At 34.0% G+C, this 25,059-nt stretch carries 22 protein-coding genes; 12 read left to right on the plus strand and 10 right to left on the minus strand.

Annotation, left to right across the window (positions count from 1 at the left end; genetic code table 11):
• Positions 1 to 25 precede the first annotated feature (25 nt).
• From recN to NO995_RS15650, 7 genes are all read left to right on the plus strand, one after another.
• Entirely contained in the window at positions 26 to 1,678 is a 1,653-nt protein-coding gene (gene recN, locus NO995_RS15620; protein WP_258228317.1) for a DNA repair protein RecN, read from the plus strand.
• Between the two features lie 54 nt (positions 1,679 to 1,732).
• Positions 1,733 to 2,551: an enoyl-ACP reductase gene (locus NO995_RS15625; RefSeq protein ID WP_188216426.1), complete on the plus strand. Its 819-nt coding sequence runs from the start codon at positions 1,733 to 1,735 to the stop codon at positions 2,549 to 2,551.
• A 168-nt stretch (positions 2,552 to 2,719) separates the two neighbouring features.
• Positions 2,720 to 3,730: a glycosyltransferase family 2 protein gene (locus NO995_RS15630; protein WP_258228318.1), complete on the plus strand. Its 1,011-nt coding sequence runs from the start codon at positions 2,720 to 2,722 to the stop codon at positions 3,728 to 3,730.
• Positions 3,724 to 4,692: a YbbR-like domain-containing protein gene (locus NO995_RS15635; RefSeq protein WP_240573377.1), complete on the plus strand. Its 969-nt coding sequence runs from the start codon at positions 3,724 to 3,726 to the stop codon at positions 4,690 to 4,692. Before NO995_RS15630 ends, NO995_RS15635 begins: the two co-directional genes overlap by 7 nt.
• Complete coding sequence (coaE, locus tag NO995_RS15640) at positions 4,689 to 5,273, plus strand: dephospho-CoA kinase (RefSeq protein ID WP_258228319.1); 585 nt, start codon at positions 4,689 to 4,691, stop codon at positions 5,271 to 5,273. Before NO995_RS15635 ends, coaE begins: the two co-directional genes overlap by 4 nt.
• 68 nt (positions 5,274 to 5,341) lie before the next feature.
• Positions 5,342 to 6,913, plus strand: coding sequence for a sensor histidine kinase KdpD (locus tag NO995_RS15645; RefSeq protein WP_240573375.1), 1,572 nt, complete (start codon positions 5,342 to 5,344; stop codon positions 6,911 to 6,913).
• A gap of 2 nt (positions 6,914 to 6,915) precedes the next feature.
• Positions 6,916 to 7,620 (plus strand): response regulator transcription factor, encoded by a 705-nt coding sequence (locus NO995_RS15650; protein WP_240573374.1) that lies wholly within the window; start codon positions 6,916 to 6,918, stop codon positions 7,618 to 7,620.
• A 56-nt stretch (positions 7,621 to 7,676) separates the two neighbouring features.
• Here NO995_RS15650 and NO995_RS15655 read toward each other — a convergent pair whose 3' ends face one another.
• The 5 genes from NO995_RS15655 to NO995_RS15675 form a co-directional block, all read right to left on the minus strand.
• A complete protein-coding gene (locus NO995_RS15655; RefSeq protein WP_258228320.1) occupies positions 7,677 to 8,333 on the minus strand; it encodes an alpha/beta hydrolase in 657 nt (218 codons plus the stop codon).
• A 2-nt stretch (positions 8,334 to 8,335) separates the two neighbouring features.
• Positions 8,336 to 8,665 carry a hypothetical protein gene (locus tag NO995_RS15660; protein WP_240573372.1) on the minus strand — a complete coding sequence of 110 codons (330 nt, stop codon included), beginning with the start codon at positions 8,663 to 8,665 and terminating at the stop codon, positions 8,336 to 8,338.
• A gap of 7 nt (positions 8,666 to 8,672) precedes the next feature.
• Positions 8,673 to 9,926, minus strand: a complete 1,254-nt coding sequence (locus tag NO995_RS15665) for a dihydroorotase family protein (RefSeq protein ID WP_258228321.1) — start codon at positions 9,924 to 9,926, stop codon at positions 8,673 to 8,675.
• Positions 9,923 to 11,848, minus strand: a complete 1,926-nt coding sequence (locus NO995_RS15670; RefSeq protein ID WP_258228322.1) for a BatA domain-containing protein — start codon at positions 11,846 to 11,848, stop codon at positions 9,923 to 9,925. The genes NO995_RS15665 and NO995_RS15670 overlap by 4 nt, the downstream gene beginning before the upstream one ends.
• A 78-nt stretch (positions 11,849 to 11,926) precedes the next feature.
• On the minus strand, positions 11,927 to 12,934 hold the full coding sequence (locus tag NO995_RS15675) for a glycosyltransferase family 2 protein (RefSeq protein WP_258228323.1): 1,008 nt from the start codon (positions 12,932 to 12,934) through the stop codon (positions 11,927 to 11,929).
• Between the two features lie 107 nt (positions 12,935 to 13,041).
• On the opposite strand from NO995_RS15675, the gene NO995_RS15680 reads away from it, so the two are divergent.
• A complete protein-coding gene (locus NO995_RS15680) occupies positions 13,042 to 14,934 on the plus strand; it encodes a peptidase M61 (protein WP_258228324.1) in 1,893 nt (630 codons plus the stop codon).
• A 54-nt stretch (positions 14,935 to 14,988) separates the two neighbouring features.
• Here NO995_RS15680 and NO995_RS15685 read toward each other — a convergent pair whose 3' ends face one another.
• The 4 genes from NO995_RS15685 to NO995_RS15700 all read right to left on the minus strand — a co-directional run bounded on the left by NO995_RS15685 (position 14,989) and on the right by NO995_RS15700 (position 20,906).
• Entirely contained in the window at positions 14,989 to 16,797 is a 1,809-nt protein-coding gene (locus NO995_RS15685) for a cytochrome-c peroxidase (protein WP_258228325.1), read from the minus strand.
• A gap of 95 nt (positions 16,798 to 16,892) precedes the next feature.
• Positions 16,893 to 18,362 (minus strand): PhoX family protein, encoded by a 1,470-nt coding sequence (locus NO995_RS15690; RefSeq protein WP_258228326.1) that lies wholly within the window; start codon positions 18,360 to 18,362, stop codon positions 16,893 to 16,895.
• Between the two features lie 251 nt (positions 18,363 to 18,613).
• The gene (locus NO995_RS15695; RefSeq protein WP_258228327.1) at positions 18,614 to 20,110 is read right to left on the minus strand and encodes a S10 family peptidase; all 1,497 of its coding nucleotides are present in this window, start codon (positions 20,108 to 20,110) and stop codon (positions 18,614 to 18,616) included.
• A gap of 31 nt (positions 20,111 to 20,141) precedes the next feature.
• On the minus strand, positions 20,142 to 20,906 hold the full coding sequence (locus NO995_RS15700) for a TIGR02757 family protein (RefSeq protein WP_240573364.1): 765 nt from the start codon (positions 20,904 to 20,906) through the stop codon (positions 20,142 to 20,144).
• Between the two features lie 222 nt (positions 20,907 to 21,128).
• Between NO995_RS15700 and NO995_RS15705 the strand changes: the two genes are divergently transcribed.
• Entirely contained in the window at positions 21,129 to 21,938 is an 810-nt protein-coding gene (locus NO995_RS15705; protein ID WP_258228328.1) for a hypothetical protein, read from the plus strand.
• 78 nt (positions 21,939 to 22,016) lie between these two features.
• Here the strand turns inward: NO995_RS15705 and NO995_RS15710 are convergent, their stop codons facing one another.
• Positions 22,017 to 22,682 carry an ABC transporter ATP-binding protein gene (locus NO995_RS15710; protein ID WP_258228329.1) on the minus strand — a complete coding sequence of 222 codons (666 nt, stop codon included), beginning with the start codon at positions 22,680 to 22,682 and terminating at the stop codon, positions 22,017 to 22,019.
• Positions 22,683 to 22,798: 116 nt separating this feature from the next.
• On the opposite strand from NO995_RS15710, the gene folE reads away from it, so the two are divergent.
• From folE to NO995_RS15725, 3 genes are all read left to right on the plus strand, one after another.
• The gene (folE, locus tag NO995_RS15715; protein WP_258228330.1) at positions 22,799 to 23,386 is read left to right on the plus strand and encodes a GTP cyclohydrolase I FolE; all 588 of its coding nucleotides are present in this window, start codon (positions 22,799 to 22,801) and stop codon (positions 23,384 to 23,386) included.
• Positions 23,387 to 23,502: 116 nt separating this feature from the next.
• Positions 23,503 to 24,759, plus strand: a complete 1,257-nt coding sequence (locus tag NO995_RS15720) for an N-acetylmuramoyl-L-alanine amidase (protein ID WP_258228331.1) — start codon at positions 23,503 to 23,505, stop codon at positions 24,757 to 24,759.
• A complete protein-coding gene (locus tag NO995_RS15725; protein WP_375141565.1) occupies positions 24,756 to 25,031 on the plus strand; it encodes a hypothetical protein in 276 nt (91 codons plus the stop codon). The genes NO995_RS15720 and NO995_RS15725 overlap by 4 nt, the downstream gene beginning before the upstream one ends.
• Positions 25,032 to 25,059 lie beyond the last annotated feature (28 nt).

Genomic DNA, 25,059 nt, shown 5'->3' on the forward strand with positions numbered 1-25,059 from the left:
TTTTAACTTTTAATTCCCAACTTGGATGCTAACATCACTTTCAATAAAAAATTACGCATTAATCGATCAATTAAATGTTAATTTTAACGATGGTTTTTCAATTATTACAGGTGAAACCGGTGCCGGAAAATCCATTCTTTTAGGAGGTTTATCTTTAATTCTAGGTAAGCGTGCCGATTTAAGCAGTTTGAAAGACACGTCAATAAAATGTGTTATTGAAGCCGTTTTTAATATTTCTAATTACAATTTAAAATCTCTTTTTGAAGCTGAAGATTTTGATTATGACGTGCAGACTATTATTCGTCGCGAAATTTTACCATCAGGAAAATCCAGAGCGTTCGTAAATGATTCCCCGGTAAATCTGAGTAGTTTACAGTTGTTAGGCGAACGATTAATCGATATTCATTCGCAACACCAAACCATGGCGTTAACGACCGATGAATTTCAGTTTCAGGTAATTGATGCTTTGGCAAATAATGAAGAAAATCTTCAACAGTATACTTCAGAATTAAAAGTCTACAAAACTTTAAAAAAGGAATTAAAATCGCTTTTAGAGTTTCAGGCCGATGCTATAAAGGAACACGATTACAATAGCTTTTTGTTGAATGAATTGGTTGAAGCTAATTTAGTAGATGGTGAGTTGGAAGCACTCGAAGAAGAGTATGAAAGTCTGAATAATGTAGAAAGCATAAAGGATAAATTGGGTGAGGCATATCAGTTACTTACCGATGAGCAAGTAGGGGCTATAACCACGCTAACGGCTTTAAAAAACACCTTTCAAAAATTAAGCTCGTATTCATCAAAGTACGAAGATTTATTCAATAGAGTAAACAGTAGCTTAATCGAATTAGACGATGTTTACAGAGAAGTAGATTTACTTCAGGATAATCTGGAGGCCGACCCAAACCGATTGGAGGTTGTTGACGCTAAATTACGTTTACTTCATAATTTAATGCAAAAGCATGTTGTAGAAACGGTATCAGAACTTATTGAAATTAAAAATCAGTTAGAAGAAAAGGTTTCTGTTACCGAAAATCTTGATGAATCCATTCAAAACAAAGAGAGTGAAATCGAGGCTCAGGCAAAGACTTTAGATACAATTGCTAAAACGATACACGATAAACGCTCTAAGGTTATACCAGAATTAAAAGCACAGTTAGAATCCATTTTGGTTGGTTTAGGTATGCCAAATGCGCAGTTTAGTATAGAAGTTAATCTTCAAAATGAGTATTTATCTAACGGAAAAGACAATTTATCATTTTTATTTTCAGCAAATAAAGGCGGAAATTATAACGAATTGAAAAAGGCTGCTTCAGGAGGAGAGTTATCCAGAATTATGCTGGCTATTAAATCGGTGTTAGCAAAATACATTCAGTTACCAACCATCATGTTCGATGAAATCGATACCGGAGTTTCAGGTGAGATTTCAAATAAAATGGGAGATATTATGCTGGAAATGAGTAGGTCTATGCAAGTATTTGCTATTACTCATTTACCACAGGTAGCCGCCAAAGGACATTCGCATTTTAAAGTTTATAAAGAAGATAAAGACGAGGTAACACATTCTAATTTAGTAAAGCTTAACCACGACGAGCGTATTGTCGAAATCGCCCAAATGTTAGGCGGTGTGGAAATGTCTTCATCTGCTATTGCACATGCCAAAGAATTATTGAATTAATTAGTATCTTTGTCCACCAAATAGAAAAAAGAAAACAATATAATAACCAAGAAAATGTCTTATAATTTATTAAAAGGAAAAAAAGGAATCATTTTTGGAGCGTTAGACTCAAATTCGATTGCATGGAAAACTGCAGAACGTGTTCATGAAGAAGGTGGACAATTCGTTTTAACTAATGCCCCTGTAGCTATGCGTATGGGACAAATTAACGAGTTAGCTGAAAAAACTGGTTCTCAAGTAATTCCTGCCGATGCAACTTCGGTTGAAGACTTACAAAAGTTGGTAGAGCAATCTATGGAGATTTTAGGCGGAAAAATCGATTTCGTTCTTCACTCTATTGGAATGTCAATTAACGTACGTAAAGGTAACCACTATACAAACCAAAACTACGACTGGACACAAAAAGGAACTGATGTTTCTGCAATGTCTTTTCACAAAGTAATGCAAACACTTTACAAAGCAGATGCAATGAACGAGTGGGGTAGTATTGTGGCGTTAAGTTATATGGCTGCACAGCGTGTATTTCCAGATTATAACGATATGGCCGATAACAAAGCGTACTTAGAAAGTATTGCTCGTAGCTTCGGATATTTCTTTGGTCGCGATAAAAAAGTACGAGTAAACACCATTTCTCAGTCGCCAACGCCAACTACAGCAGGTAGCGGAGTTAAAGGTTTCGACGGATTTATTGCTTACGCCGATAAAATGTCGCCACTTGGTAATGCAACGGCTTTAGATTGTGCTAACTACTGTGTTACTTTATTTAGTGACCTTACAAAACGTGTAACATTACAAAACCTTTACAACGATGGAGGTTTCAGTAACATGGGTGTAAGCGATGCTGTTATGAGTACCTTCGTAGGAGAAGAATAAAAATTACATTTTATATAGAAAGAGCCACCTTATATGAGGTGGCTTTTTTGTTTGGAATCGTTACATTTGTGTTAAAAAATAATTTGGGCGTTACCACACTCAAGTGTGGTCGGGCTTTCCGCGCTACACGGTAGCTTGCTTTAATCCCTAACGCAAAACACAACTTTGATGCAACTACAGTTTTCATTTATTATACCTGTTTATAACCGTCCGGATGAGACGCAGGAACTTTTACAAAGTTTTGAAGCTTTACATACCAAAACCCCATTCGAAATTGTAATTGTAGAAGACGGCTCATCTATTTCTTCAGAAACGGTAGTTAATAGTTTTAAAGATAAACTGGATATCTCTTATTATTTCAAAGACAATTCAGGTCCGGGAGACTCTCGTAATTACGGCATGCGAAAAGCCAAAGGCAATTATTTTATCATTCTCGATTCCGATTGTATTTTACCGCCTCAGTATTTAACAGAAGTAGAAAAGAGTTTAAGTCAAAATTATGTCGATTGCTTTGGTGGTCCCGATGCGGCACACGAGTCGTTTACCAATTTGCAAAAGGCGATAAACTTTTCCATGACCTCGTTTATTACCACAGGAGGTATTCGAGGAAACAAGAAAAGTGTCGATACGTTTCAGCCGCGAAGTTTCAATATGGGGATTTCTAAACAAGCTTTTGAAGCTTCAAAAGGCTTTGGATATATTCACCCTGGCGAAGACCCGGATTTATCCATCCGTCTGTGGGATTTAGGATATAAAACCAAGTTAATTCCAGAAGCCTATGTTTATCATAAACGTAGAATTTCCTGGCACAATTTTTATGTTCAGGTCAATAAATTCGGGATGGTACGACCGATTCTGAATGTCTGGCATCCACAAACAAAAAAGTTAACGTATTGGTTTCCTACTATGTTTACCTTAGGTTTGGTTTTCAGCTTAATCCTACTTTTATTTCATATAGATGTCTTTTTTAAGCTTTATGTGTTGTACTTTAGTACGGCATTTATCACTGCGTTAATATCGACAAAAAGTATAGTCGTTTCAGTATTGAGTTTAATTGCCATTTCTGTTCAGTTTTTTGGATATGGTTATGGCTTTTTAAAATCGACGTGGGCAGTAGATGTATTAAAGAAAAATCCGGAATCGCATTTTCCAAAATTATTTTTTAAACCGGCATGCTAAAAGAACTAAAATCAAAAATATTAGCTTCAATAAAGAGTAAAAGGCTAAATGTATTTGTTTTGTTCTTGCTATCGGCCTTTCTTATTTTATTGTTTAATAAGCTATCTAAAGAGTATACTAATACTTTAGCGTTTAATATTAAAGCGATAAATGTACCAGACGAAGACGTTATTTTAAACGATTCAATACGTTTAGACGTTACTTTAAAAACCCATGGTTTTAAGTGGCTTAAGTACTATTTTTCCAAACCGGAAATAAAGGTTGATTTTAAGAAAGATATCTATAAAAAGGATTCGGTTTTTGTATGGCATAAAACCGCTGCATATTTGCAGAATACGCAGTTTAGTAGTCAGGTAAGCGTGTTAAATATAACTCCCGATACTTTATATTTTCAGTTTGATGAAAATATGGTTAAAAAAGTTCCTGTCGTTTTACAATCCGATATAAAATATAGTCCGGGATACGATTTAGCTTCAGACTTTAATTTGAAGCCCGATTCTATAACAGTTATTGGGCCTGAAATTAAAGTGTCTAAAATTCATTATATCGAGACAGAATCTTTAGCTTTAAAAGATGTTCGAACAGATTTACTAAAGACCGTTAAGTTAAAATTGCCAGTGAATAATCAGAAACATCAGGATGTAAAGTTTTCGGCAGTCCAAACCGTTTTAAATGCTAAAGTGGATAAATTTACCGAAGGCATTTTGAAAATTCCGGTGCAACTTATTAATGCGCCTGAAAATGTAAGGTTGAAGTTTTTTCCAAAAGAAGTAAATGTGGCGTATTATGTTAGTTTAAGTGACTTTAATACAATAACTGCGAAAGATTTTAAAGTGGTTTGCGACTTTAGTAAAACGATAAACAATCAGTTTTTTATGGTGCCGGAAGTGGCACAATATCCTGAGAAGGTAAAGAATGTGAAAATCAATCAGAAACGTATAGAGTTTATAATTACAAAATGATGGTAGTCGGACTTACAGGAGGTATTGGTAGCGGAAAAACAACCGTAGCTAAAGAATTTGAAGCGTTGGGAGTTCCGGTGTATATAGCCGATATCGAAGCTAAAAAATTGATGGTTACTTCTGAAGTTATTAAGGAAAAACTTGTTCAGTTATTTGGCGAGGAGGTATATGTAAATGGTGAATTAAATAAACCGTTTATTGCCAATATCATTTTTAATGATAAAACCTACCTGCAAAAAATGAATGCGATTGTACATCCTGAAGTAGGTAACCATTTTGAATCATGGAAAGAGAAGCAAAACACCTCTTATGTTATAAAAGAAGTGGCTATTCTGTTTGAAAACGGCGGAAATAAACAATGTGATTTAGTGATTACGGTAACGGCTCCAATGCATTTACGTATCGAACGTTTATTGAAAAGAGATCATACAACAAAGGAAAAAATTGAAGCTATTATAAAGAATCAGTGGAGTGATGAAGAGAAAATCGCTTTATCAGATTTTGTTGTAAATAATGTAAATTTTGAAGAAACTAAAGAACAAGTGATGAAAATACATGAGCAAATTGTCAAAACTTTATAATTTTAACATTTTTGTTAATGTAAGGTTAAAACCAATTCTGCTAAATGTTAAAATGTTAAATTTGAATAATGAGTAAGAGAACATTCGTCCTGTTAATCCTTTTAATGACCTTGTCTTTAGTAGGTATTATTTTCGTTCAGGCCTACTATATTAATGGATCTATAAAAAGTGAAAAAGATCGTTTTCGTTTTAATGTAAATAAGGCGCTTTATTATGTCTCAAATACTATTGGAGATAATGAAATTGCCAATTACTATAATGAATATCAGACTTTAGACCCAGAAAAAAAGGCTGACTCGGCTACCGTATCTCAGTTATTAATTTATCAGCAAAACAATAATACCAAGGAAACACTTATTTATAAGAGTAGTGTTCTTGAAGAAAATTATAAATTAACATCAACGCTCTTTGACATTGGTTTAGATAGTCTGGATATTAAAAGTATCATAGGGAGTTCTTCAACTGAAGTTTATAAAAATGAAGATTTAACCGATAAGGATTTAGCGCAAAGTCCTATATCTAGTATAATTAGAAGCGGTGTTATTTCTGATGCGCAGCGTTTGGTTTTTGAAAAAAATTATAAAGCATACTTAAAAACAACACCTATTCATAAACGTGTTTCAGAAAATGAAATCAAAGATTTATTAACCAAGACTCTTATAAAAGATAGTATTAATCTTGATTTCGAATTTGCAATTTATGCAAATGATTTGGCGACAAAAGTGCAAAGTGATGGTTTCGAGTATGATAAAGATTCAAATTATTCGGTAGCAATTTTTCCTGATGAAAATAACAGGACACCTTATAAACTTCTGGTGAATTTTACGAATGATAAGAAATTTATCTTATCTTCAATTCTAAGGATGATTTTATTATCATTTCTTTTTACCATAATCATCATGATAACTTATGGAGGTGCTTTATATCAGCTTATAAAACAGCGTAAAATATCAGAAATCAAATCCGATTTTATCAATAATATGACGCATGAGTTTAAAACGCCAATTGCGACTATAAACTTGGCGTTGGATGCGATTAGGAATCCTAAAATTATTGAAGATAAGGAAAAGGTGTTACGCTATCTTGGCATGATTAAAGAAGAGAATAAACGTATGCATGCCCAGGTAGAAAATGTATTAAGAATATCTAAACTAGAGAAAAACGAGCTGAATATTAGTAAAGAAAGGTTAAATTTACATGATTTAATAGAAGATGCTATTACACATGTCGAGTTAATTGTCGAGGATAGAAAAGGGTATATTAAAACTTTTTTAAATGCAGAACAAACGTCGGTATTGGCAAACGACTCGCACTTTACTAATGTTATAGTTAATATTCTGGATAATGCGGTTAAGTATTCTCCGGAAGCACCAGAAATTGAGGTGTACACAGAAAATGTTGGAACCAACATTTTATTGAAAATTAAAGATCACGGTAGCGGAATGAGTAAAGCTGCTGTAAAACGCGTGTTCGAGAAATTTTATAGAGAACACACAGGAAATATACACAATGTTAAAGGTCACGGACTTGGTTTAGCTTATGTTAAACGTATAGTAGAAGACCACCAGGGGTATGTTTCTGTAGAAAGTGAAAAAGACAAGGGAAGCACATTTACCATTAAGCTTCCGCTAATATCATAAATATGGAAGAGCAAAAGAAAAAAATATTACTAGTAGAAGACGATCCTAACTTCGGAACTGTTCTGAAAGATTATTTAATGATGAATGACTACGATGTCACTCATGCTAAAAATGGTATGGAAGGCTTCGAAAAGTTCAAAAAAGACGATTTCGATTTATGTATTTTAGATGTAATGATGCCTTACAAAGATGGGTTTACATTAGCTAAAGAAATACGAGAAAAAAACGACGATGTTCCAATTGTATTCTTAACGGCTAAAACCATGAAGGAAGACGTTTTAAAAGGATATAAAGTAGGAGCAGATGATTATCTGAATAAACCTTTTGACAGCGAAGTGCTTTTAATGAAGATTAAGGCAATCATGCAGCGTAAGGCTACGGAAACTATTTCTGATAGTAAGCAGTTTGAATTTAAAATCGGAAAATTCGATTTAAACTCTAAATTACGTTTCTTACGTTATAACGGAGGAGAACCAGTTAAATTATCGCCAAAGGAGAACGAATTATTACGTTTGTTAGCATTACATGAAAACGATTTAATGCCTCGTGAATTGGCATTAACCAAAATCTGGAGAGATGATAATTACTTTACCTCTCGTAGTATGGATGTTTATATCGCTAAGCTGCGTAAGTACTTAAAACAAGACGAGAAAGTAGAAATCCTGAACATTCATGGTGAAGGATTCCGTTTAGTAATAAACGAATAGATTCTAATTATATGATATAAAAAAAATCCAGCGTTAAGCTGGATTTTTTATTTGCATTATATGTGGGTTTTAAGCCAGTCTCTAAATTCAAAAAAGTTTTGCGGTGCCACACCATGCCCCACAGGAAACTCCGAATATTTATGCTTGATATTTAATGCATTTAAAAACGGTGGTGTTTGTCTGGCCCATTCTACAGGAATAACCTGGTCAACACTCCCATGTGAACAGTAGAAATTCAGGTTTGAATAATCTGTTTCATTGATAGATTCCGGTAAAATGTCTTTATTAATGTAACCACTTAAAGCAATAATGTTTTTTACCTTTTCAGGGTAGGTTAGTGCCACAGCATAACTTAAAATGCTCCCCTGGCTAAAACCTAAAAGGGTTACATTTTTTTTATCAACCGGATAGGCTTCAATAGCTTCGTCAATAAATTTGGCGATTAAATCTCTCGATTGTGCCGCTTGTACATTATCGTTCCATTTTCCTTTTTCAGCATCAAAATTTATCGCATACCACGCATTTCCGTAAGGTTGTAATTCATACGGTGCTTTTACCGAAATGATAAATAATTCTTCAGGTAATTCTGAAGCAAATGAAAATAAATCGTTTTCATCACTGCCATAACCATGCATCATAATTAATAAAGGTGCATTTTCAGTTAAATTCGACGGTCTGGTAATATGGTATAAAGAAAGATCTGTATTTGTCATAATTAATTACCTATGTTAGCAAACCATTCCTGAAATTTTTCACCAACATAAGGCAATAATTTTACTTTACCCTGTATAATGTGAATGAATGAATATAACCATGATACAGCCGAAATAAGCCAGAAAATATAACCTATGGTACCATTCAAGTATTTATCGGTGATTTGTGCAATGAATAACATAATGATTAGTCCTATCATTTGTCTGTTATAAAATGCAGTAAAAGCATTTTTTTTATCGGCATTCATAATGATGGCGATAATTAACCCGACGAATGTAATATGACTAATAATAGCCATGGTTTTTCCGTTTTTTATTGTTGTACTATCCATAGTCCTATTATTTTAAAGCGATAATGTTATTAGCAATAATACCGTAAACTTGTCCTTTTAAAGTTTCGTTTTCAAAAATAGCGTTGTTCGATTTTGAAACGATATGGTTTTTAGAGAATACGTATTTTGTATTAGGATTGAATAACGCTGCATCTAAAGCATTTCCAACCGAAATTGAACAGGTTTCAATACCAAAGCGACCTTTTCCTTGGGTTAAAAGCTTAACGGTTTCTTCTGTATTAAAGATGGTTTGTAAAGCTCCAAAGGCAGATTCTAAACCAATGGTTCCGTAAGCCGCATGGTCGAATTCTACTTTTTTGTGTTCTACATCTAACGGATTGTGGTCGCTGGTAACCATATCGATGGTGCCGTCATGTAAACCTTCTTTTAGAGCATCAATATCGATTTGAGTGCGTAAAGGCGGTAATACTTTAAAATGCGTATTAAAGTCGGTTAAGGCTTCATCGGTAAAGTATAGGTTATGTATAGCAACACTACAGGTAATGTCTAAACCTTTTGCTTTTGCTTCGCGAATCAATTCCACCGATTTTTTAGTTGAAATGGTAGGGATGTGTAATTTACCTCCTGTATATTCCAATAAAAACAAATCGCGTACTATCTGTAATTCTTCCGCTAAGGCAGGAATACCTTTTAATCCTAATCGCGTACTTGTAATATGCTCGTGCATAACCCCATGCCCAACAACTTGGTCTTCCTGAGGAAAAGAGAAAACTAATCCGTTGAAATTCGATGCATACTGCAAGGCAATTTTCATAAGATTTGGATTAGAAATCGATTTTTTATAATCGTAAAATGCTACGGCACCTGCCGTATTCATATCGTATAATTCGGCTAAATCAACACCTTTGCTTCCCACGGTTAAAGCACCAACAGGCAATAAAGTTGTAGCATGATTTGCTGCTTTTGCTTTTGCAAAAGTAACGTCGGCATTACAGTCAATTACAGGATTGGTATTGGCGTTCATCGCTACTGCCGTAAATCCTGAAGCTGCTGCTGTTTTTAGTCCGTTTTCAATAGTGTCGCGTTCTTCAAAACCAGGTTCACCAAAACACACGCTACTATCAAACCAACCTTGCGAAATATGAAGGTTGTCTAACGTTATTTCTTGGTAATTTCCGGGATTTGTAAGGTTACTTTCAATCTTGGTAATGACACCATTTTCAACTAATATATCCTGAGTTGTATTGTGAAACTCGCTTTGAGGATCTATAATGGTGGCAGATTTTATAAGTATGTTCATTTAAAGTATTTTAAGATGCCCATTTCGATAATCAAAAATGCTAATGCAAAAATAACAAACCATTTCCATAAGGCATTAACTTTTGTGTCACTTTTTATGCTATCGAATATTTCGGTAATCGAATCGCTCACTGTTATGTTTGCAGATGGTGTTAAAGTCATGTAAGTCAGATTACTTTCTTTTCGGTCGTAATTGTAACTTACGTTTTTTATGGTTTCTTTTTTATTCATAACCCCATAAATATTCGCGATATCTGGTGTTTCGGAAGTGCTGATAACCACCTTCGAGTTAAAATATTGCTGTTTCGGGATGATGTTGATGTTATCTTTCACTAACGATAAAATGGCATCCTGTTGAAGTGTCGTTGCAACAGCGAATGTATTATTCCTTCCAATCGTATAATAAAGTTCGGGTAGTTGTAAGCTGAATTTACCGATGTTGTATAAGCTAGGAACGATGAGCGGTGAATTTTTAAAATTCGAAACATCTTTATTCAGAGCTGAAGTAAAGATGTAAGCTGATTTGTTTTGATATAGGAATGGTTTGCCATCTTCAAATTGTAAAGCAGCGGAAGTATTATTTAACGATACATCATAATAGCTATCTGTTTTCGGATATTGAAAATTATCGACTTGCTTCTCAAAAACACGATTATTGTACAGCGGATGTGAGTAGTTAATGGTGGTTATGCGCTTTTCTGTTTTAGTTTCTGAATTAAAATTAGAACCATAATTGGCTAATAAAGCGTTATAAGAATTAAGGTTGGCTTCTTTGGATGGAATAATAAGCAAAGAACCGCCTTGGCTGGTGAAGGACTTTAGAGCTGCTACTAAAGCATTAGGAATATCTTTTAATTCATTCAGTACAATTAATTGTTGCTGCTCAATATCGTTATAGTTTAACTGATTTTCTAAAACCGAAGTATATATGAATTCATCTTCGGTGTAGATACGTTTTAAAAAGTCGTCGTCACCATCGTTTATCGCTAATACTTTAATTTTAGACGTTTCGTTAATGTTAAAATATAACGTGTTGTCGAATTGCAGACTGGAATCATCAATGGTGATTTTTCCGTTAATGATTTCATTTACCGGGAGAGAAAAGGTGGTTTCAGCAGCATCTTCAATGGCGACTGAAGTTTTCGCTATTAATTTATCATCATTAAATAATGAAATAGGTAAGTTCTCTATAGCATCACCACTATTTTTCAATGAGACTTTAAGTGTAATAGCCGTGGCACTGGTTTCTGAAATATAAGCACTATCAATAGCTACATTATTGGTGTTTACCGAATTTAGTTTAACGAGGTGAATATTGGTTAGACTATCAGTTTCCGGAGTAAAAGTGTTTTTGGTTTCTTGAAAATCGGATATAAACACCAGATCTTTTAAAATGCCCTTTTGTTTACTAAATAAAGTTTTGCTTTTTAGCAAAGCGGCTTCTGGTGTCAAGGTGTTTGCAGTGTAATTTAATTGCAGTAAATCGTTTTTTATTGCTTTATTCGTCGTATTTCTAAAAGTATTATCGTTGGTTAAAACCGATACCGTTTCATCTTCAGGAACATTACTGATAATATCCTGAACTGCACGCTTTAAAAGTTCGCCATTATTACCCTTAGCCTGCATACTAAAGGAATTGTCTAAGTAAATAACAGTTTCCTTTTTTGTTTTAAAATTGTCGTAGTTTGAAGTAAATGGTTGCGCAAATGCCAAAACAATACAAGCCAAAAGCAGTAACCTTGTGAGTAATACCAGCCACTTTTTTATCTGTGAACTTTTACGGGTTTCAATGCTGACGCGTTTTAAAAATGCCACATTGGTAAATTCAACTTTTTGAAACTTACGAAGTTGAAATAAATGAATAATAATAGGAATGAGCAGTAAAAATAAAGCGTAAAGAAGTTCGGGGTGTTTAAACTGCATACTTGTCTATATAGGTTGAAAAGTACATAAAAGTACATGAATTTTTTGTAATTGAAAATTCAAGGAGACAAAACTAAATTAACAGAAGAAAAAATAATCGGTCATAGGGAACATACTCTGATTTTCGAAATAAGTCTTAATCTTAATTTGCGCTTTTGGGTTGGCTACAGTAACAATGCTTTGCGACTGCTTAATGGTTTCCAAGTGTGTAAAGGGTTTCATTTCCTGCTTATAAATATGTTTCCCAATTTTTTTGGGGTTGTCGCAAATCCATTCAAAAGGAATGTTATTTTTAATAAGTGTTTTGGCAATAGTTTTTCCTTTCCACCCGGCACCCCAAACTACAAGTGGTCTGGTATTGTCGTAATCTAACTCCAGGAAATAATGCATTTTTATGTCTAAAAAGGTATTCTCGGCATAATTATCATGTGTTCTGGAAGTCCGGGTTTGATAATCGCGCCAGTAATGCAGGAGTTTATCGCATGGAATAATTTTGTAGTTGTGCTTGTAAAATCGGAAAGTTAAATCGTAATCTTCGGGGTATCTGTTTGGGGTAAACCCGTCACAGTTTATAAAATCCTCCCTATGAATCATCCAGCAAGGTGAAGGAATCACACATTCTTTATAAATTTCAGAGTAATTATCTCCGGTTTTGGTTAATCCGTTAAGCCACGCTTCATATTTATTATACCCGTCGCTAATGCCTTCTTTAGAAAAATAATTAACCAAACCTGTAGCAACGTGCTGTTTACCGTGTTTTAAAAGATTGTTTAGTAACACCTCAAGTTTGTTTTTCGGCATAATATCATCACTATCCATGCGTGTGATATAGTCACCAGAACTTTCATTAAAACCTAACCGTAGTGCATCAATAATACCACTGCCATCATTTTTAAAGAGTTTAATTCTCGTGTCCTTTTTGGCGAACGATTTTACCAGATTATAACTATCATCGGTAGAAGAATCATCTATAATTAACAATTCCCAGTTAGTATAACTCTGATTTATTATAGATTCAATGCAGTTTGTAAGGTATTGTTCTGTATTTTTGAAAGGCGTTAATATACTTATCAGTGGATTATGCATTTGGCGAATATACGTAAATCATCATTTTAACAAAACCTTATGAGCCGATTGTGTAACAGAAATAGTAATTTGGACGTCACTTATAAGAATTAAATAAAATCAACTTAATGAATACAAAACCTATAACCGCCTTATTAGCGGGTATTTTGATGGCAAGTTGTAGCACATCAAAAAATTCAAGTAACGATTTAGCTATAAACACCCCAATTGAATCATTCATCAATTTATCTCACGTGGTTAACGATAAAGCGCCGGTAACTATAAATCCGGGACGTTTTACAACGCAAACCGTAACCTACAGATTACCAAGAGTCGTTCAAGGAACCTATTCTGTGAGTAACTTCGGAAAATATGTAGACGATTTTAAAGCCTTCGATTATGATGGCAACGAAATGCCTGTTGTAAAAACAGATATGAATACCTGGACCATTGATAATGCAAAGAAGTTAGATAAAATTACGTATTTAGTTAATGATACTTTCGATATTGAGGAAGTAGGAGGAATAGGTGAAGAACAACCGTTTTCGCCAGCAGGAACCAACATTGAACAAACAAACGATGTATTGAATTTACACGGCTTTATAGGGTATTTCGATTCATTAAAGAATAATCAATACAAGTTAGATGTTACGGCTCCTTCTAACTTTACCAGAAGCTCAGCATTACCCGAAGTGTCTTCTAAAACAAGTGAAGACGGACGCTTTGTAACAACAAGTTATTTTGCGACGCGTTATTTCGATATTACAGATAACCCGATGTTTTATGGGAATTTAAGTGTTGAAGAGTTTCAGGTTGGTGACATTAAAATCGTTTTAAGTGTATATTCACCAAACAAAATACATTCGGCTACATCTTTAAAAGATGCGATGTATAAAATGATGAAGGCGCAAAAGGCGTTTTTAAGAGATATTAATTCGACACCGCGTTATGATATTTTTCTGTATTTATCTGAAGGTTTAGCAGAGTCTCCAAAAGGTTATGGTGCTTTAGAACACCATACATCAACAGTCGTGGTTTTACCTGAAGCATCAAGCGAAGGGGAATTGGCTGAAAGCATGGTTGATGTGGTATCTCATGAGTTTTTTCATATTGTAACACCATTAAGTGTACATTCTGAAGATGTACATTATTTCGATTATAACAACCCAACATTTTCAAAACACCTGTGGATGTACGAAGGGGTAACCGAGTATTTTGCAACTTTATTTCAGGTAAATCAAGGCTTGGTTAGTGAAGCTGATTTTTACAATAAAATCATGCAGAAAATTCAAGGCGCTAAGAATATGGATGACGCAATGAGTTTCACAATAATGAGTGAAAACGTATTGAAAGCTCCTTATAAAGACCAGTATTTAAACGTGTATCAAAAAGGAGCCTTAATAGGTATGTGTATTGATATTACGTTAAGAGAAGAAAGTAACGGCCAGCGTGGTATTTTATCGTTAATGAAGGAATTATCTAATAAATATGGAAAAAACAAGCCGTTTGAAGATGATAAGTTGATTGATGAGATTGTGGCTATGACGTACCCGTCGTTACGTTCATTTTTCGATACCCATGTTATTGGAGATACACCAATTAACTACAACGAATATTTTAATAAAGTTGGTTTGGAAATCGGAGAAGGCCAAATTGAAACGAACTATGTATTTAATGGAGGTTCTTTAATTTTTGCAGCCGATCCACAAGCGGGAAAAATATTTTTCAGTGAAGCCGTAACAGAAAACAGTTTCTGGAATGATAATGGTGTACAACCTGGAGATGTGCTTAAAGCAGTAAACGGTACAGAAATGACCATGCAAAATGCCAATCAGTTATTACAACTAATGTTTGGATGGAATCCAGGAGAAGACATTGAAGTAACTTTAGAAAGAAATGGTGAAGATGTTGAAGTTAAAACTACAACAACACAATCGTATACCTTTGGAGAAGGTATTATAGAAAAGCCAGATGCTACAGAGGCACAGAAGAAACTTCGTGAAGCCTGGTTAAAAGGTTAATCTTAAAAGTTAATGAATAAAAAAGCCTGATGAAATCGTCAGGCTTTTTCTATTTTATATGGATTCGCTATTTTCGTTTTCGTCTGTTAGACTCTTTAAAAATGCAATAATATCTTGAATTTCGGTAGAAGTTAGATTTAAAGCATCTGGAGGAAGTGTTTGGTTTTCTAAAGCAATGCCTAAGCCTGCACCGCCGCCTTTATTATAAAAGTTTAGAACTTCTTCTAAGCTCTTAAAAACACCGTTATGCATATACGGACCCGTTTTGGCAACATTTCTAACGGTTGTTGTCTTAAAAAAGTGTTTGCGCTCTGGTGTATGAAATAAATCAAATCTCCCTAAATCGCCATCTATTTCAGCATGAATAGAATCGTTCGTTTTTGGTACACCAATCAATTCCATTTCGGTTTCTTTAAACGTGGTTGGTACCGTCCCGTTAAATAGTGGTGCAAAATGACAAGTCGCACATTTAGCTTTTCCGGTAAAGAGATTAAAACCGTTAATTTCTGAAATGTTTAAGCTGTTTTCTAAATCATTAATATTATTATCGAATTTAGAATTGAATGGCGCCAAACTGCGTATAAAGCTAGCTATGGCGTGCCTTATATAGTCTTGCTTAATAGAGTCATTAAAGGCTGTTTTAAAAGCTTCAATGTATTCAGGGTTGTGTTTTATGGCATTTTCAAATCCTTTTAAATCACTGTGAAACTCATTTTCATTGTTAATTACCGAAACGATTTGCCCCTCTAAACTTCCGGCACGATTATCATAGAAAAATCCTTTTTGTAATCCGGCATAAAGTAGAGTAGGACTGTTTCTGGTAACACCTTTTGAAATGGCTAAGCCATCGGTATATCCTTTTTCAGGAATGTGACACGTGGCACAACTTATAGATTTAGACGCAGATAATTCCGTTTCAAAAAACAAGGTTTTACCTAATGCAACTTTAGCTGAAGTTAGACTGTCATTATAATCTGAAAAATGGTTGAGGTTGAATGTGTTTTTAGAGAATAATGAAGTAGCATCGTTATTTATAGCTTTTGTAAATGGGAATTTTACCTTCCAGTCGCTTACTGTTTTATTCCAAAGCTCCAGATTTTTATGCGTATTAGATTTAATGAAGGCATAACGATTAAAACTATTAAAGTCTCCTGTTAACTCGCTAATGGCTTTTTCAATCGCTTGATGCCATGCCTTATAAAGTGTTTCGTCGTTAAATTCATCTTTATATATACTTAAATATGTTTCTAAAGCTGAATATGTGATTTGCCCTTCGGTAAGTGATTGTTCTAAAACGGGAGAATCAAAACCTGTAATACCTGTTAAAGCGGTTCTTATTATCTGGTCTCTAATCATCCATAAAACATGATAAGGTTTTATGTAATTAAAATTCAGATTTTTTTCAATAAGTTCTAACCTGATTTTTGTTTTTACAGCGTGATCTGCAATGGATTTAAAGTCTGGTGTTTCAGTAAAAATTTCTTCTTCTAAAACTTGAAAACCTGTTGGGTTATTAATTTTTATGTCGGTAGCATCCTCTTCTTCAACCTTTAAAATATTCGGCTGATTTAAAAACTTGTAATTTTCAGAATCAACAAAAGCCAATACGGGTTCGGCTTTTTTAAAATGAAATCTGGCATTTACATAATGCTTTTCGGAAGCTTTTATATTATCAGATTCCGATAGGCTGTCTAAATAGGCAATTGTTGATATAAGCTCATTTGAAAAAGCTTTTTGAAGTGTTTCGTTCTTGTTATTATCCCTGGCTAAATAAGCAGTTTTTTGTTCTTGTAAGCAGGAAGTGAATAACAGGGAAAAGAGGCCTATGAAAACATAAGCCTCTTTTTTAATTATAAATTTCATCTGTTTATTTTTATTGTTTTTAATGTCAGATGGAATACGCCAATAATCATTTCGGTTGGTATCAACTTAATTGTTATGGCTCATTTCATAGGATATTATCTCTTTAAGCCTTGAATTACGTAAAGCATACTACCTTCGTTTGAAGCAGGATTTGGATTTGCTAAAGGATCTGTAAAGTTAGCATCTGTCCAACCATGGTTTTGCGTGATTAATAAAAATGTTCTATCTACACCAACAGTCTCAGAAATATCAATCATACCTGTAATTTCCCAGTCGTTACTTGTAGAACCGTAACCAGCACCAGCAGCTAATTCCTGATCACATTCTAAAACGGTTTTTAGGTTTTTAGAAACAATATTATACTCGTATAATTGAGCAAAATGACTTTTTTCTGGAGTGTCAGGATATCCGTTTGGATCTTCCTGAATGTAAACGTAGTTTTCAGTAACAACTAAGTTGTCTGGACTATGGAATTCTTTAGCTTTTCCGTCTAAAATATCACCGTCTAAAACACAAGTAATAGTTCCAGATAACGGATTGTTTTCATCTAAAATAACGTGGTAAATTCTTCCGTAGAATGAACCTTTGTTTAGTAAAGCATCTTTTTTTCTACCAGTAACAGCAAAGAAAAATTCTCTGTTATTTTCAGATGAACCTTTTCTCCAGTCAATATCTTCAACTCTCGAAAAGCCCATAATACCTTTAGCTCTTGATTCAGTTTCTAACTCGTCTAAAGTTCTTTCGCTGTATTCTTCGAAAGTAATATCGTAAGATACACCTTCTTTCATATCCATTTCAAAGTTGACACCTTCAGTAAGCACTTTTAATCCATAAAGGTTTCCGTTTTCTAAATCGGCGTGATCACCAACATACATGGCTAATTGTCCAGAAGGGATGTTGTTATCACTTGTGTCATCTCCAATTAAAACAACAGTTTTTCCAGGAAATGCATTTTTATGCATGGCTACAGCATTTTCGGTAGACCATTGTCCTAAAGCTGGTAATAAATTAGCAACCGATGCTTCGTTGGCATCTTTAAAAGGATCTGTAGCAAACACCCCTTTTGAAGCGCCTCCCCATTCTCCTCCAGAAAGGTATAAAGGACCAAATCCGTGTTCTTCAGGCGTTATTAAAGAACCTGAGCATTGTGCAGTATTAGCGGTAGCTGCGGCATTTAGAATATATTCTCCATGAACTGGCTTAAACGTTTCGTCTAAAGTAATTCTTGCAATAGAATAATCGGCTTCTATATTATTAATAAGTGTGAATGTACCGTCTTCATTTTTCATCAAAGCAGCACCATCGGCCATACTTCCGTAAACGAAATTTGGAGATTCAACTAAAACGTCTTCTGAAGATAAAATTGGATAAACAGAAAGATTTTTAAATCCTGGTTTTAGCTTTAAAAAGTTAGGTGTTACTGAGTGCGCTTGTAATGCTACCTTGTTTCCTTTTAGAGACATTGATGCATTGGCTGTAGTTAAAGCTTCTTCCTGAGTTGTTAAATCGTTGTTGCAACTAAACAGAGAAGTTGCTACAACCGATGCAAGTACTAATTTTTTCATTGGTTTAATGTTTGATTAATTAACAACGTAAAATTAGATGGATAAACCTCTGAATATGTTAATTGTACATTGGCTTTAAATGAAGATTTGGTTATAGCAACGTTACCAATGTAAAGTAAACTTCAATATTTAAAATGATTCTATATAGAGTTGTGTAAGGTGATGATTTATAGTTGATTTAAAATAAAAAAGCGATTGATAATTTAAACCTTATCAATCGCTTTTAAATTGTTTTCTAACTTTTTAAGAAACTAATCTATCTCATATTTGGCAGCTTTTCCGTTAGATAGGGAGTTGCTGATAAATTCGCGTAAATCGTCGTTTGCAGTTTTTAAATCTTCATTTCTGATGTACATCATATGGCCACTTCGGTAACCTTTAAAAGCAAAACGGTCTTTCATTTTTCCACTTGGGTCGATTTGCCACATCGTATATTTTGCCCCAAAATATGTTGTAGCTCCGTCATAATATCCCGATTGTACCAACACCTTTAAATATGGATTTTGCGCCATGGCTTGTCTTAAGCCGTCGCGAGTATTATCGTTACTATCATCCCAAGGATGTACATCTCCAAACATATTGTATTTAATGTCGGTTTTAAATTTAAGATGTTCTCTTATGTAATAGTTAATAGCAGGAGTAAAGGCATGGTTCCATGTCGTTAATTCCGGGCTATAATCTGGCTTAACACCAATGTCTTTTTTGTCTAAACCAAGGTATCTGGAATCTAAACGACCAATAATATGTCCGCTTTCATCACGAAGTAAGTCTTTCCAAAAGAAGTTCGTAGGTACATCTAAGTTATTCTGAAGGATGGCTGTTTTGCTTAATCCTGAGTATTTTGCGTATTGTTCGGCAATATTATTTTTTTCAGTTTCTGAAATAAATCCACCTTTAGCAATGGCAGGCATTAACTTGTTGATTGCAAAATTTTCAACCTCTGGTAAAACGTCAGATAAATCTTTTTGTTGTAAATCTGAAGGTAGTTTGTCATGATACCATGCGGTTGCAGCATAATAAGGTAAATTTAAAGCAGAGTATTCTGGTTGTCCGGTGTTGTATTGTTTGTAATCGGCAGGCGAAACCATAATAACACCGTTTAAGTACATCCACTGGCTGTTTTGTAAAGCATTGGCTAATCCCATGACGCGGGTACCACCATAGCTTTCACCTATAAGATATTTAGGAGATTCCCAACGGTTTTTACGAGTGACGAAGGTGTTAATCCATTCTGCAAGATATTTTATGTCTGCATTAATTCCGAAGAAGGTTTCTCTGTTTGGTAGTTTTCCTTCTTTATTTTTAATCATCCTCGAATAGCCTGTGTTTACAGGGTTTACATATACAATATCAGCCACATCAAGAATAGAGTGTGGGTTGTTTTTTATACCATAAGGTTGAACCGGATAGCCTTCCTCATCAAGATTCAAAACCTTAGGTCCGGTGTAAGCAATGTGCATCCAAACCGAAGCTGATCCAGGTCCACCGTTAAATGAAATGACTAATGGTCTGTTGGCTCTGTCTTTTACGTCATTACGTTCATAATACGTGTAAAATAAAGTAGCAATTGGTTCGTCATCGTTGTTCCAAACGGGTTGTGTTCCAGTAGTTGCTGTGTATTGGAAACTTTTTCCGTTAATGGTAGCTGTATCAGTTGTTACAACGGTAGTATCTGTGGGTATTTTTCTGTTTTGAGCAAAAACAGTAACTATAGAAACCGAAAGAATCAGGGTAAAGAGTTTTGTCATAGATTTTAGTTTTTATTATGATTGATTATTTTTAAAAGCCTTCAAAGACTCCTAAGCCGAATAAGGCAAAATCGTATTTTACTGGATCTTTAGGATCTAAAGTTCTAAGCGCTGTATCTAATTCCAGAAGGGCTTTAGCATCGTTTTGCTTTCGAGTTAGTAAACCCAATTTTCGAGCGACATTTCCGGAATGAACATCTAATGGGCAAGATAATTGAGCGGGTGTAATGCTTTTCCAGATACCCAAGTCTACACCGGTGTTATTTGGTCTAACCATCCATCTTAGATACATATTTATTCGCTTTGCGGCCGAATTTTTTAGTGGGTCACTTACGTGTTTTTGTGTACGTTGTAAATGGTCTATTTCAAAAAATGTTCTTTTAAATTCCGAGATGGATTTCTGAACTGAATATGGTTCGGCGTGTAAAGCAAACAGTGTTTCAAGTCCGTTGTGTTTGGTGTAAATATGTTTTAAACACTTGATAAACTGAATGGCGTCTTCGCCGTTAAAGGTGCGGTGTACAAAAGGTTGTAGTTGCTCTAAATCGGTTTCAGAATGGTTTATAACAAAGTCGTAGGGTGTATGGCCCATCATATCCATCAATTTATTGGCGTTATTGATGATGCTTTTTCGGTTTCCCCAGGCAATAGTTGAGGTTAGGAAAGCTGCAATTTCAATATCTTCCTTTTGAGTAAATAAATGTGGGATTTGTATGGGGTCGCTCTCAATAAATTTAGGGCTGTTGTATTCTTCAACCTTGGCATCGAGAAATTCTTTAAGTTCTGAAGGGCTCAATATTTAAAATTTCAGATTAATTGTTTTTACATGAATTCAAAAATACCAATAAATACAAAATAAGGTTATTATAAATATGTTAAAAGCTATGGCCTTTATAAGATAAATTGCTATAAAATATCGGTAAAATGCACAAAAACACTTTAAAATGTAATATTGTGACATGTTTTTATATTAAAAATGAAATTTATAACGTTAATTAGTCCATCAAAACATTGTATTATGAAAAAAATTATTGCCCCAATTTTGGCCATTTTATTAGTTAGTTGTGATGGAGAAACTGTTAAGAATACTATTGACACCGCAACAGCTATAGATGCTTTAACCGAATATTCAACGGTGAATAAAGTGTTTCAGGATGTTGGAAATAACAGTGGAGATGCTGTTTTAAGCTCAGAAGGCACTGCTTCTACAGCAAAATTAACCGCTACAAAAGCAGAGGGTCCCGTTATTACTATTGATCCTTTGGATTTAACAACTTTTCCAAAAACCATTACTATTGATTATGGTACAGGTGTATTATGTAAAGACGATATAACTCGCAAAGGCATTGTAACAATTGTTTCAACCAATTGGTATGGCGTAGAGGGCAGTGTTCATACTTCTACATTTACCAATTATTATCATGAAGATTATAAAGTTGAAGGAACACACATTGTTGAAAATTTAGGACAAAATACAGATGGTAATTTAGAGTATAGTGTAAAGATTACCGGAGGAAAAATTACAACAACTTCCGGAGCTACAATTGAGTATTCAGAAGATTCAACTAGAACATGGATTGCTGGTAGTGATACGCCTTTAAATATTTGGGATGATGAATATTTATTAGATGGTATTCAAAACGGTACCAGTTCTAAAGGTGTGGATTATACTTTAACTGTTGAAGAATCACTGCATTTTGTATTATTACCACGAAGTATTGAAGCAGGAATTTTAGATATTGATGTAGCAGATATTGAAGACATCAAATTGAATTACAATACTAAAATGGTGACTATTTTAGGTAAAAATATCCCTTTCGGGTATTAAATTAATTTTTAAGTTATTTTAAGAAAAGGGCTTATAGAAAATTTAATAGGCCCTTTTTATATGTTCTATTTTCAGAGTTTACTGATTTGTAATATTTCCATCAACCATAACCAGTTTTCTGTCTGCCAGATTGGCTAATTCTTCGTTGTGTGTTACAATCACAAAGGTTTGACCGAATTCATCACGCAATTTAAAAAACAGACTATGAAGATTCTCGGCAGTTTCGCTGTCTAAATTTCCCGAAGGTTCATCGGCAAAAATTAAGTCCGGATTATTAATTAAAGCACGAGCTACTGCTACACGTTGTTGTTCTCCTCCGGAAAGTTCATTTGGCTTGTGGTCGTAACGATGCGATAAACCCAAAAAGTCCAGTAATTCTTTAGCGCGTTTTTCGGCATCTGCTTTTTTTGTTCCTTTTATAAATGCTGGTAAACAAACATTTTCTAAAGCTGTAAATTCAGGAAGTAATTGGTGAAACTGAAAAATAAACCCAATGTGTTCGTTTCTAAATTTAGCCAAGGCTTTATCTTTAAGATTGCCAATATCAATACCGTTAATAGTTAATTGATAATCTTCTTTTGATGAAGCTTTGTCTAAAGTGCTTAATATTTGTAAAAGTGTGGTCTTCCCTGCGCCAGATGCACCAACAATAGAAACCACCTCGCCTTTTTTAATATGTAGGTCAACACCTTTTAAAACTTCTAAATCGTTATAGAATTTATGTATGTTTTTTGCTTGAATCATGTGTTTGAAATAGGAGCCGTGAATTTACTACTTTAAGCCGTTCTGTACAATTAAGAATTGTTTTTTATTGCCAAATGCGATTTAAGCTATATCTTTATTCTTCTAAAAAAATTGAAATGCATTACAAATCATTCGAAGAATATAACGACGAAGCAACCGAAGGAATTAAAGATAATTACAATAAAATTATTAGCGATTTAGGAGAAGATACAAATCGTGATGGATTGCTTAAAACACCTGAACGCGCGGCAAAAGCGATGCAGTTTTTAACTCAAGGGTATCATCAGGATCCGGTGGAGATTCTTAAAGGCGCCATGTTTGAAGAGAGTTATAACGAGATGGTTATTGTTAAAGATATTGAGTTGTATTCACTTTGTGAGCATCATATATTACCTTTTTTCGGTAAAGCGCATATTGCCTATATTCCAAACGGACATATTGTTGGACTAAGCAAATTACCTCGAGTGGTCGATGTTTTTGCCAGACGATTACAGGTGCAGGAACGCCTAACCGAACAGATTTTAGATTGCATTAACGATACTTTAAAACCGCAAGGTGTTGCTGTGGTTATTGAAGCGTCGCATATGTGTATGATGATGCGCGGTGTGCAAAAACAAAATTCATTAACAACAACTTCAGGGTTTCGTGGGCAGTTTGAAAAAATAGAAACGCGAAACGAATTTTTAAAGCTGATAGGGAAGTAGTTTATTCATTTTCATTTGATTTAAAACGAATGTCGTTTTAATGTCGTGTGAAAGACCTGATGATTTTTTTTGAATGTTTTTAAAATGAATTTATTCTTGTTAAAAATTCAATTTTAATGAAAACTTTAGACTTCGGAACTCAATTAATTGAAATTAGAAATGCCAAGGGGCTAACTCAGGAAGAGCTTGCAGAGAAGTGCAATATATCTGCTCGAACTATTCAGCGAATCGAGTCGGGGAAAGTGCAGCCAAGAGCCTATACAATTAAAGTTATTTCAGAAGCTTTAGGATTTGATTTCTTTGGAGATAAAGTAAGTTTAACTGAAACTTTAAAAGAAAGCAAAAGTTTAAAATTGAATAATTCATCCATTTTATGGTATGTACAAGATTTATTTAATTTAAAAACAAATACAATGAAAAAAGTATCTATTTTAACCACTTTATGTCTAATTGTTGGAGTTAGCTTAATTTCTTTTAAATCTGAAATTAAAGCACAAGGTTCAAAAAAGGACAAAACTTTTTCTTATTCCGAAATTGAAAATAATAACCCTAGAGATTGGAATGGAAGAATTCAAGTTGTTTTTACGAGTGAACAAACGTTTGAAAATTTGGTTTTCATCAAAAATAGATTAAAAGAACAGGGAATCACTCTTACTTATAAAGAAGTTAAATTTGACGATAAGGATAAATTAGAATCTATAAATTATTCTGTAGATTGTAGTGATGGATTTAAAGGAAGTTATGCTATAAATCAATTAAATTCTGTTAACCAGAATAAGAGAATAGGTTTTTATCGAGATTATTCAGAGTCTACTAAAACCCCTTTCTTTATCGGAAATTTAAAAAAGGTAATTGTAATTGATGCTGGACATGGTGGTGTTGATCCTGGGAATATTTCAGATGAAATAAAAGAAAAAGACATTGTTTTAAAAATAGCTGAAAAGGTAAAGAAGATTTATAAAGAATCTGATTTTGAAATTTTAATAACAAGAACTTCAGATGATTTCATTAGTTTAGGAAATAGAGTTAGTTATATTAATAATTTAAGTCCGGAGCTAGTTATATCATTACACACTCACGTGGTTAATAATGCAAATACTAATGGTTTCAATTTTTTTGTTAGCAGAGATGGAAAGTTTCAAGAACAATCGAATACTTTAGCAAGTAAGATGATTTCAAACCTTGAAGTCAATTTCAAGGTGAATGAAATTAAAAATGCTAATTTTGTAATTTTGAAAAATATTAATTGTCCCGGAGTTTTAATTGAACTAGGGAACATGATGAATCCAGAAGACAAAAATTTGTTGTTAACCGAAAAAGGACAAAATAAAATTGCGGAGGAAATTGTTAAAACAATAAAATATTTAGATTGAGTAAATACAAAAAATTATTGTTAGGCATTTTATTTGATGCCATTGGTTATGTGTCATTTATAATTCCTGGAATAGGGGAGTTTTCAGATATTGTCTGGGCACCACTTTCTGGCTGGTTAATGACTAAGTTGTATAAAGGAAAAGCGGGTAAAGTGGCAGGGGTTATAACCTTTGTGGAAGAAGCACTCCCTGGTTTAGATGTAATTCCAACTTTTACTTTAATGTGGTTGTATACTTATGTTCTGAAAAAGGAACCTAAAGATTTAAAATAAAAAAATCCCTTTCTAAACAGAAAGGGAT

Origin of the sequence: Aestuariibaculum sp. M13 (assembly GCF_024723255.1) — a bacterium.
GTDB classification, from domain to species: Bacteria; Bacteroidota; Bacteroidia; order Flavobacteriales; family Flavobacteriaceae; genus Aestuariibaculum; species Aestuariibaculum lutulentum.

Bases quoted from the DNA above. Each gene is read 5' to 3' on its own strand.
- recN (WP_258228317.1), top strand. From the start codon at position 26: ATGCTAACATCACTTTCAATAAAAAATTACGCATTAATCGATCAATTA.
- NO995_RS15625 (WP_188216426.1), top strand. From the start codon at position 1,733: ATGTCTTATAATTTATTAAAAGGAAAAAAAGGAATCATTTTTGGAGCG.
- NO995_RS15630 (WP_258228318.1), top strand. From the start codon at position 2,720: ATGCAACTACAGTTTTCATTTATTATACCTGTTTATAACCGTCCGGAT.
- NO995_RS15635 (WP_240573377.1), top strand. From the start codon at position 3,724: ATGCTAAAAGAACTAAAATCAAAAATATTAGCTTCAATAAAGAGTAAA.
- coaE (WP_258228319.1), top strand. From the start codon at position 4,689: ATGATGGTAGTCGGACTTACAGGAGGTATTGGTAGCGGAAAAACAACC.
- NO995_RS15645 (WP_240573375.1), top strand. From the start codon at position 5,342: ATGAGTAAGAGAACATTCGTCCTGTTAATCCTTTTAATGACCTTGTCT.
- NO995_RS15650 (WP_240573374.1), top strand. From the start codon at position 6,916: ATGGAAGAGCAAAAGAAAAAAATATTACTAGTAGAAGACGATCCTAAC.
- NO995_RS15655 (WP_258228320.1), bottom strand. From the start codon at position 8,333: ATGACAAATACAGATCTTTCTTTATACCATATTACCAGACCGTCGAAT.
- NO995_RS15660 (WP_240573372.1), bottom strand. From the start codon at position 8,665: ATGGATAGTACAACAATAAAAAACGGAAAAACCATGGCTATTATTAGT.
- NO995_RS15665 (WP_258228321.1), bottom strand. From the start codon at position 9,926: ATGAACATACTTATAAAATCTGCCACCATTATAGATCCTCAAAGCGAG.
- NO995_RS15670 (WP_258228322.1), bottom strand. From the start codon at position 11,848: ATGCAGTTTAAACACCCCGAACTTCTTTACGCTTTATTTTTACTGCTC.
- NO995_RS15675 (WP_258228323.1), bottom strand. From the start codon at position 12,934: ATGCATAATCCACTGATAAGTATATTAACGCCTTTCAAAAATACAGAA.
- NO995_RS15680 (WP_258228324.1), top strand. From the start codon at position 13,042: ATGAATACAAAACCTATAACCGCCTTATTAGCGGGTATTTTGATGGCA.
- NO995_RS15685 (WP_258228325.1), bottom strand. From the start codon at position 16,797: ATGAAATTTATAATTAAAAAAGAGGCTTATGTTTTCATAGGCCTCTTT.
- NO995_RS15690 (WP_258228326.1), bottom strand. From the start codon at position 18,362: ATGAAAAAATTAGTACTTGCATCGGTTGTAGCAACTTCTCTGTTTAGT.
- NO995_RS15695 (WP_258228327.1), bottom strand. From the start codon at position 20,110: ATGACAAAACTCTTTACCCTGATTCTTTCGGTTTCTATAGTTACTGTT.
- NO995_RS15705 (WP_258228328.1), top strand. From the start codon at position 21,129: ATGAAAAAAATTATTGCCCCAATTTTGGCCATTTTATTAGTTAGTTGT.
- NO995_RS15710 (WP_258228329.1), bottom strand. From the start codon at position 22,682: ATGATTCAAGCAAAAAACATACATAAATTCTATAACGATTTAGAAGTT.
- folE (WP_258228330.1), top strand. From the start codon at position 22,799: ATGCATTACAAATCATTCGAAGAATATAACGACGAAGCAACCGAAGGA.
- NO995_RS15720 (WP_258228331.1), top strand. From the start codon at position 23,503: ATGAAAACTTTAGACTTCGGAACTCAATTAATTGAAATTAGAAATGCC.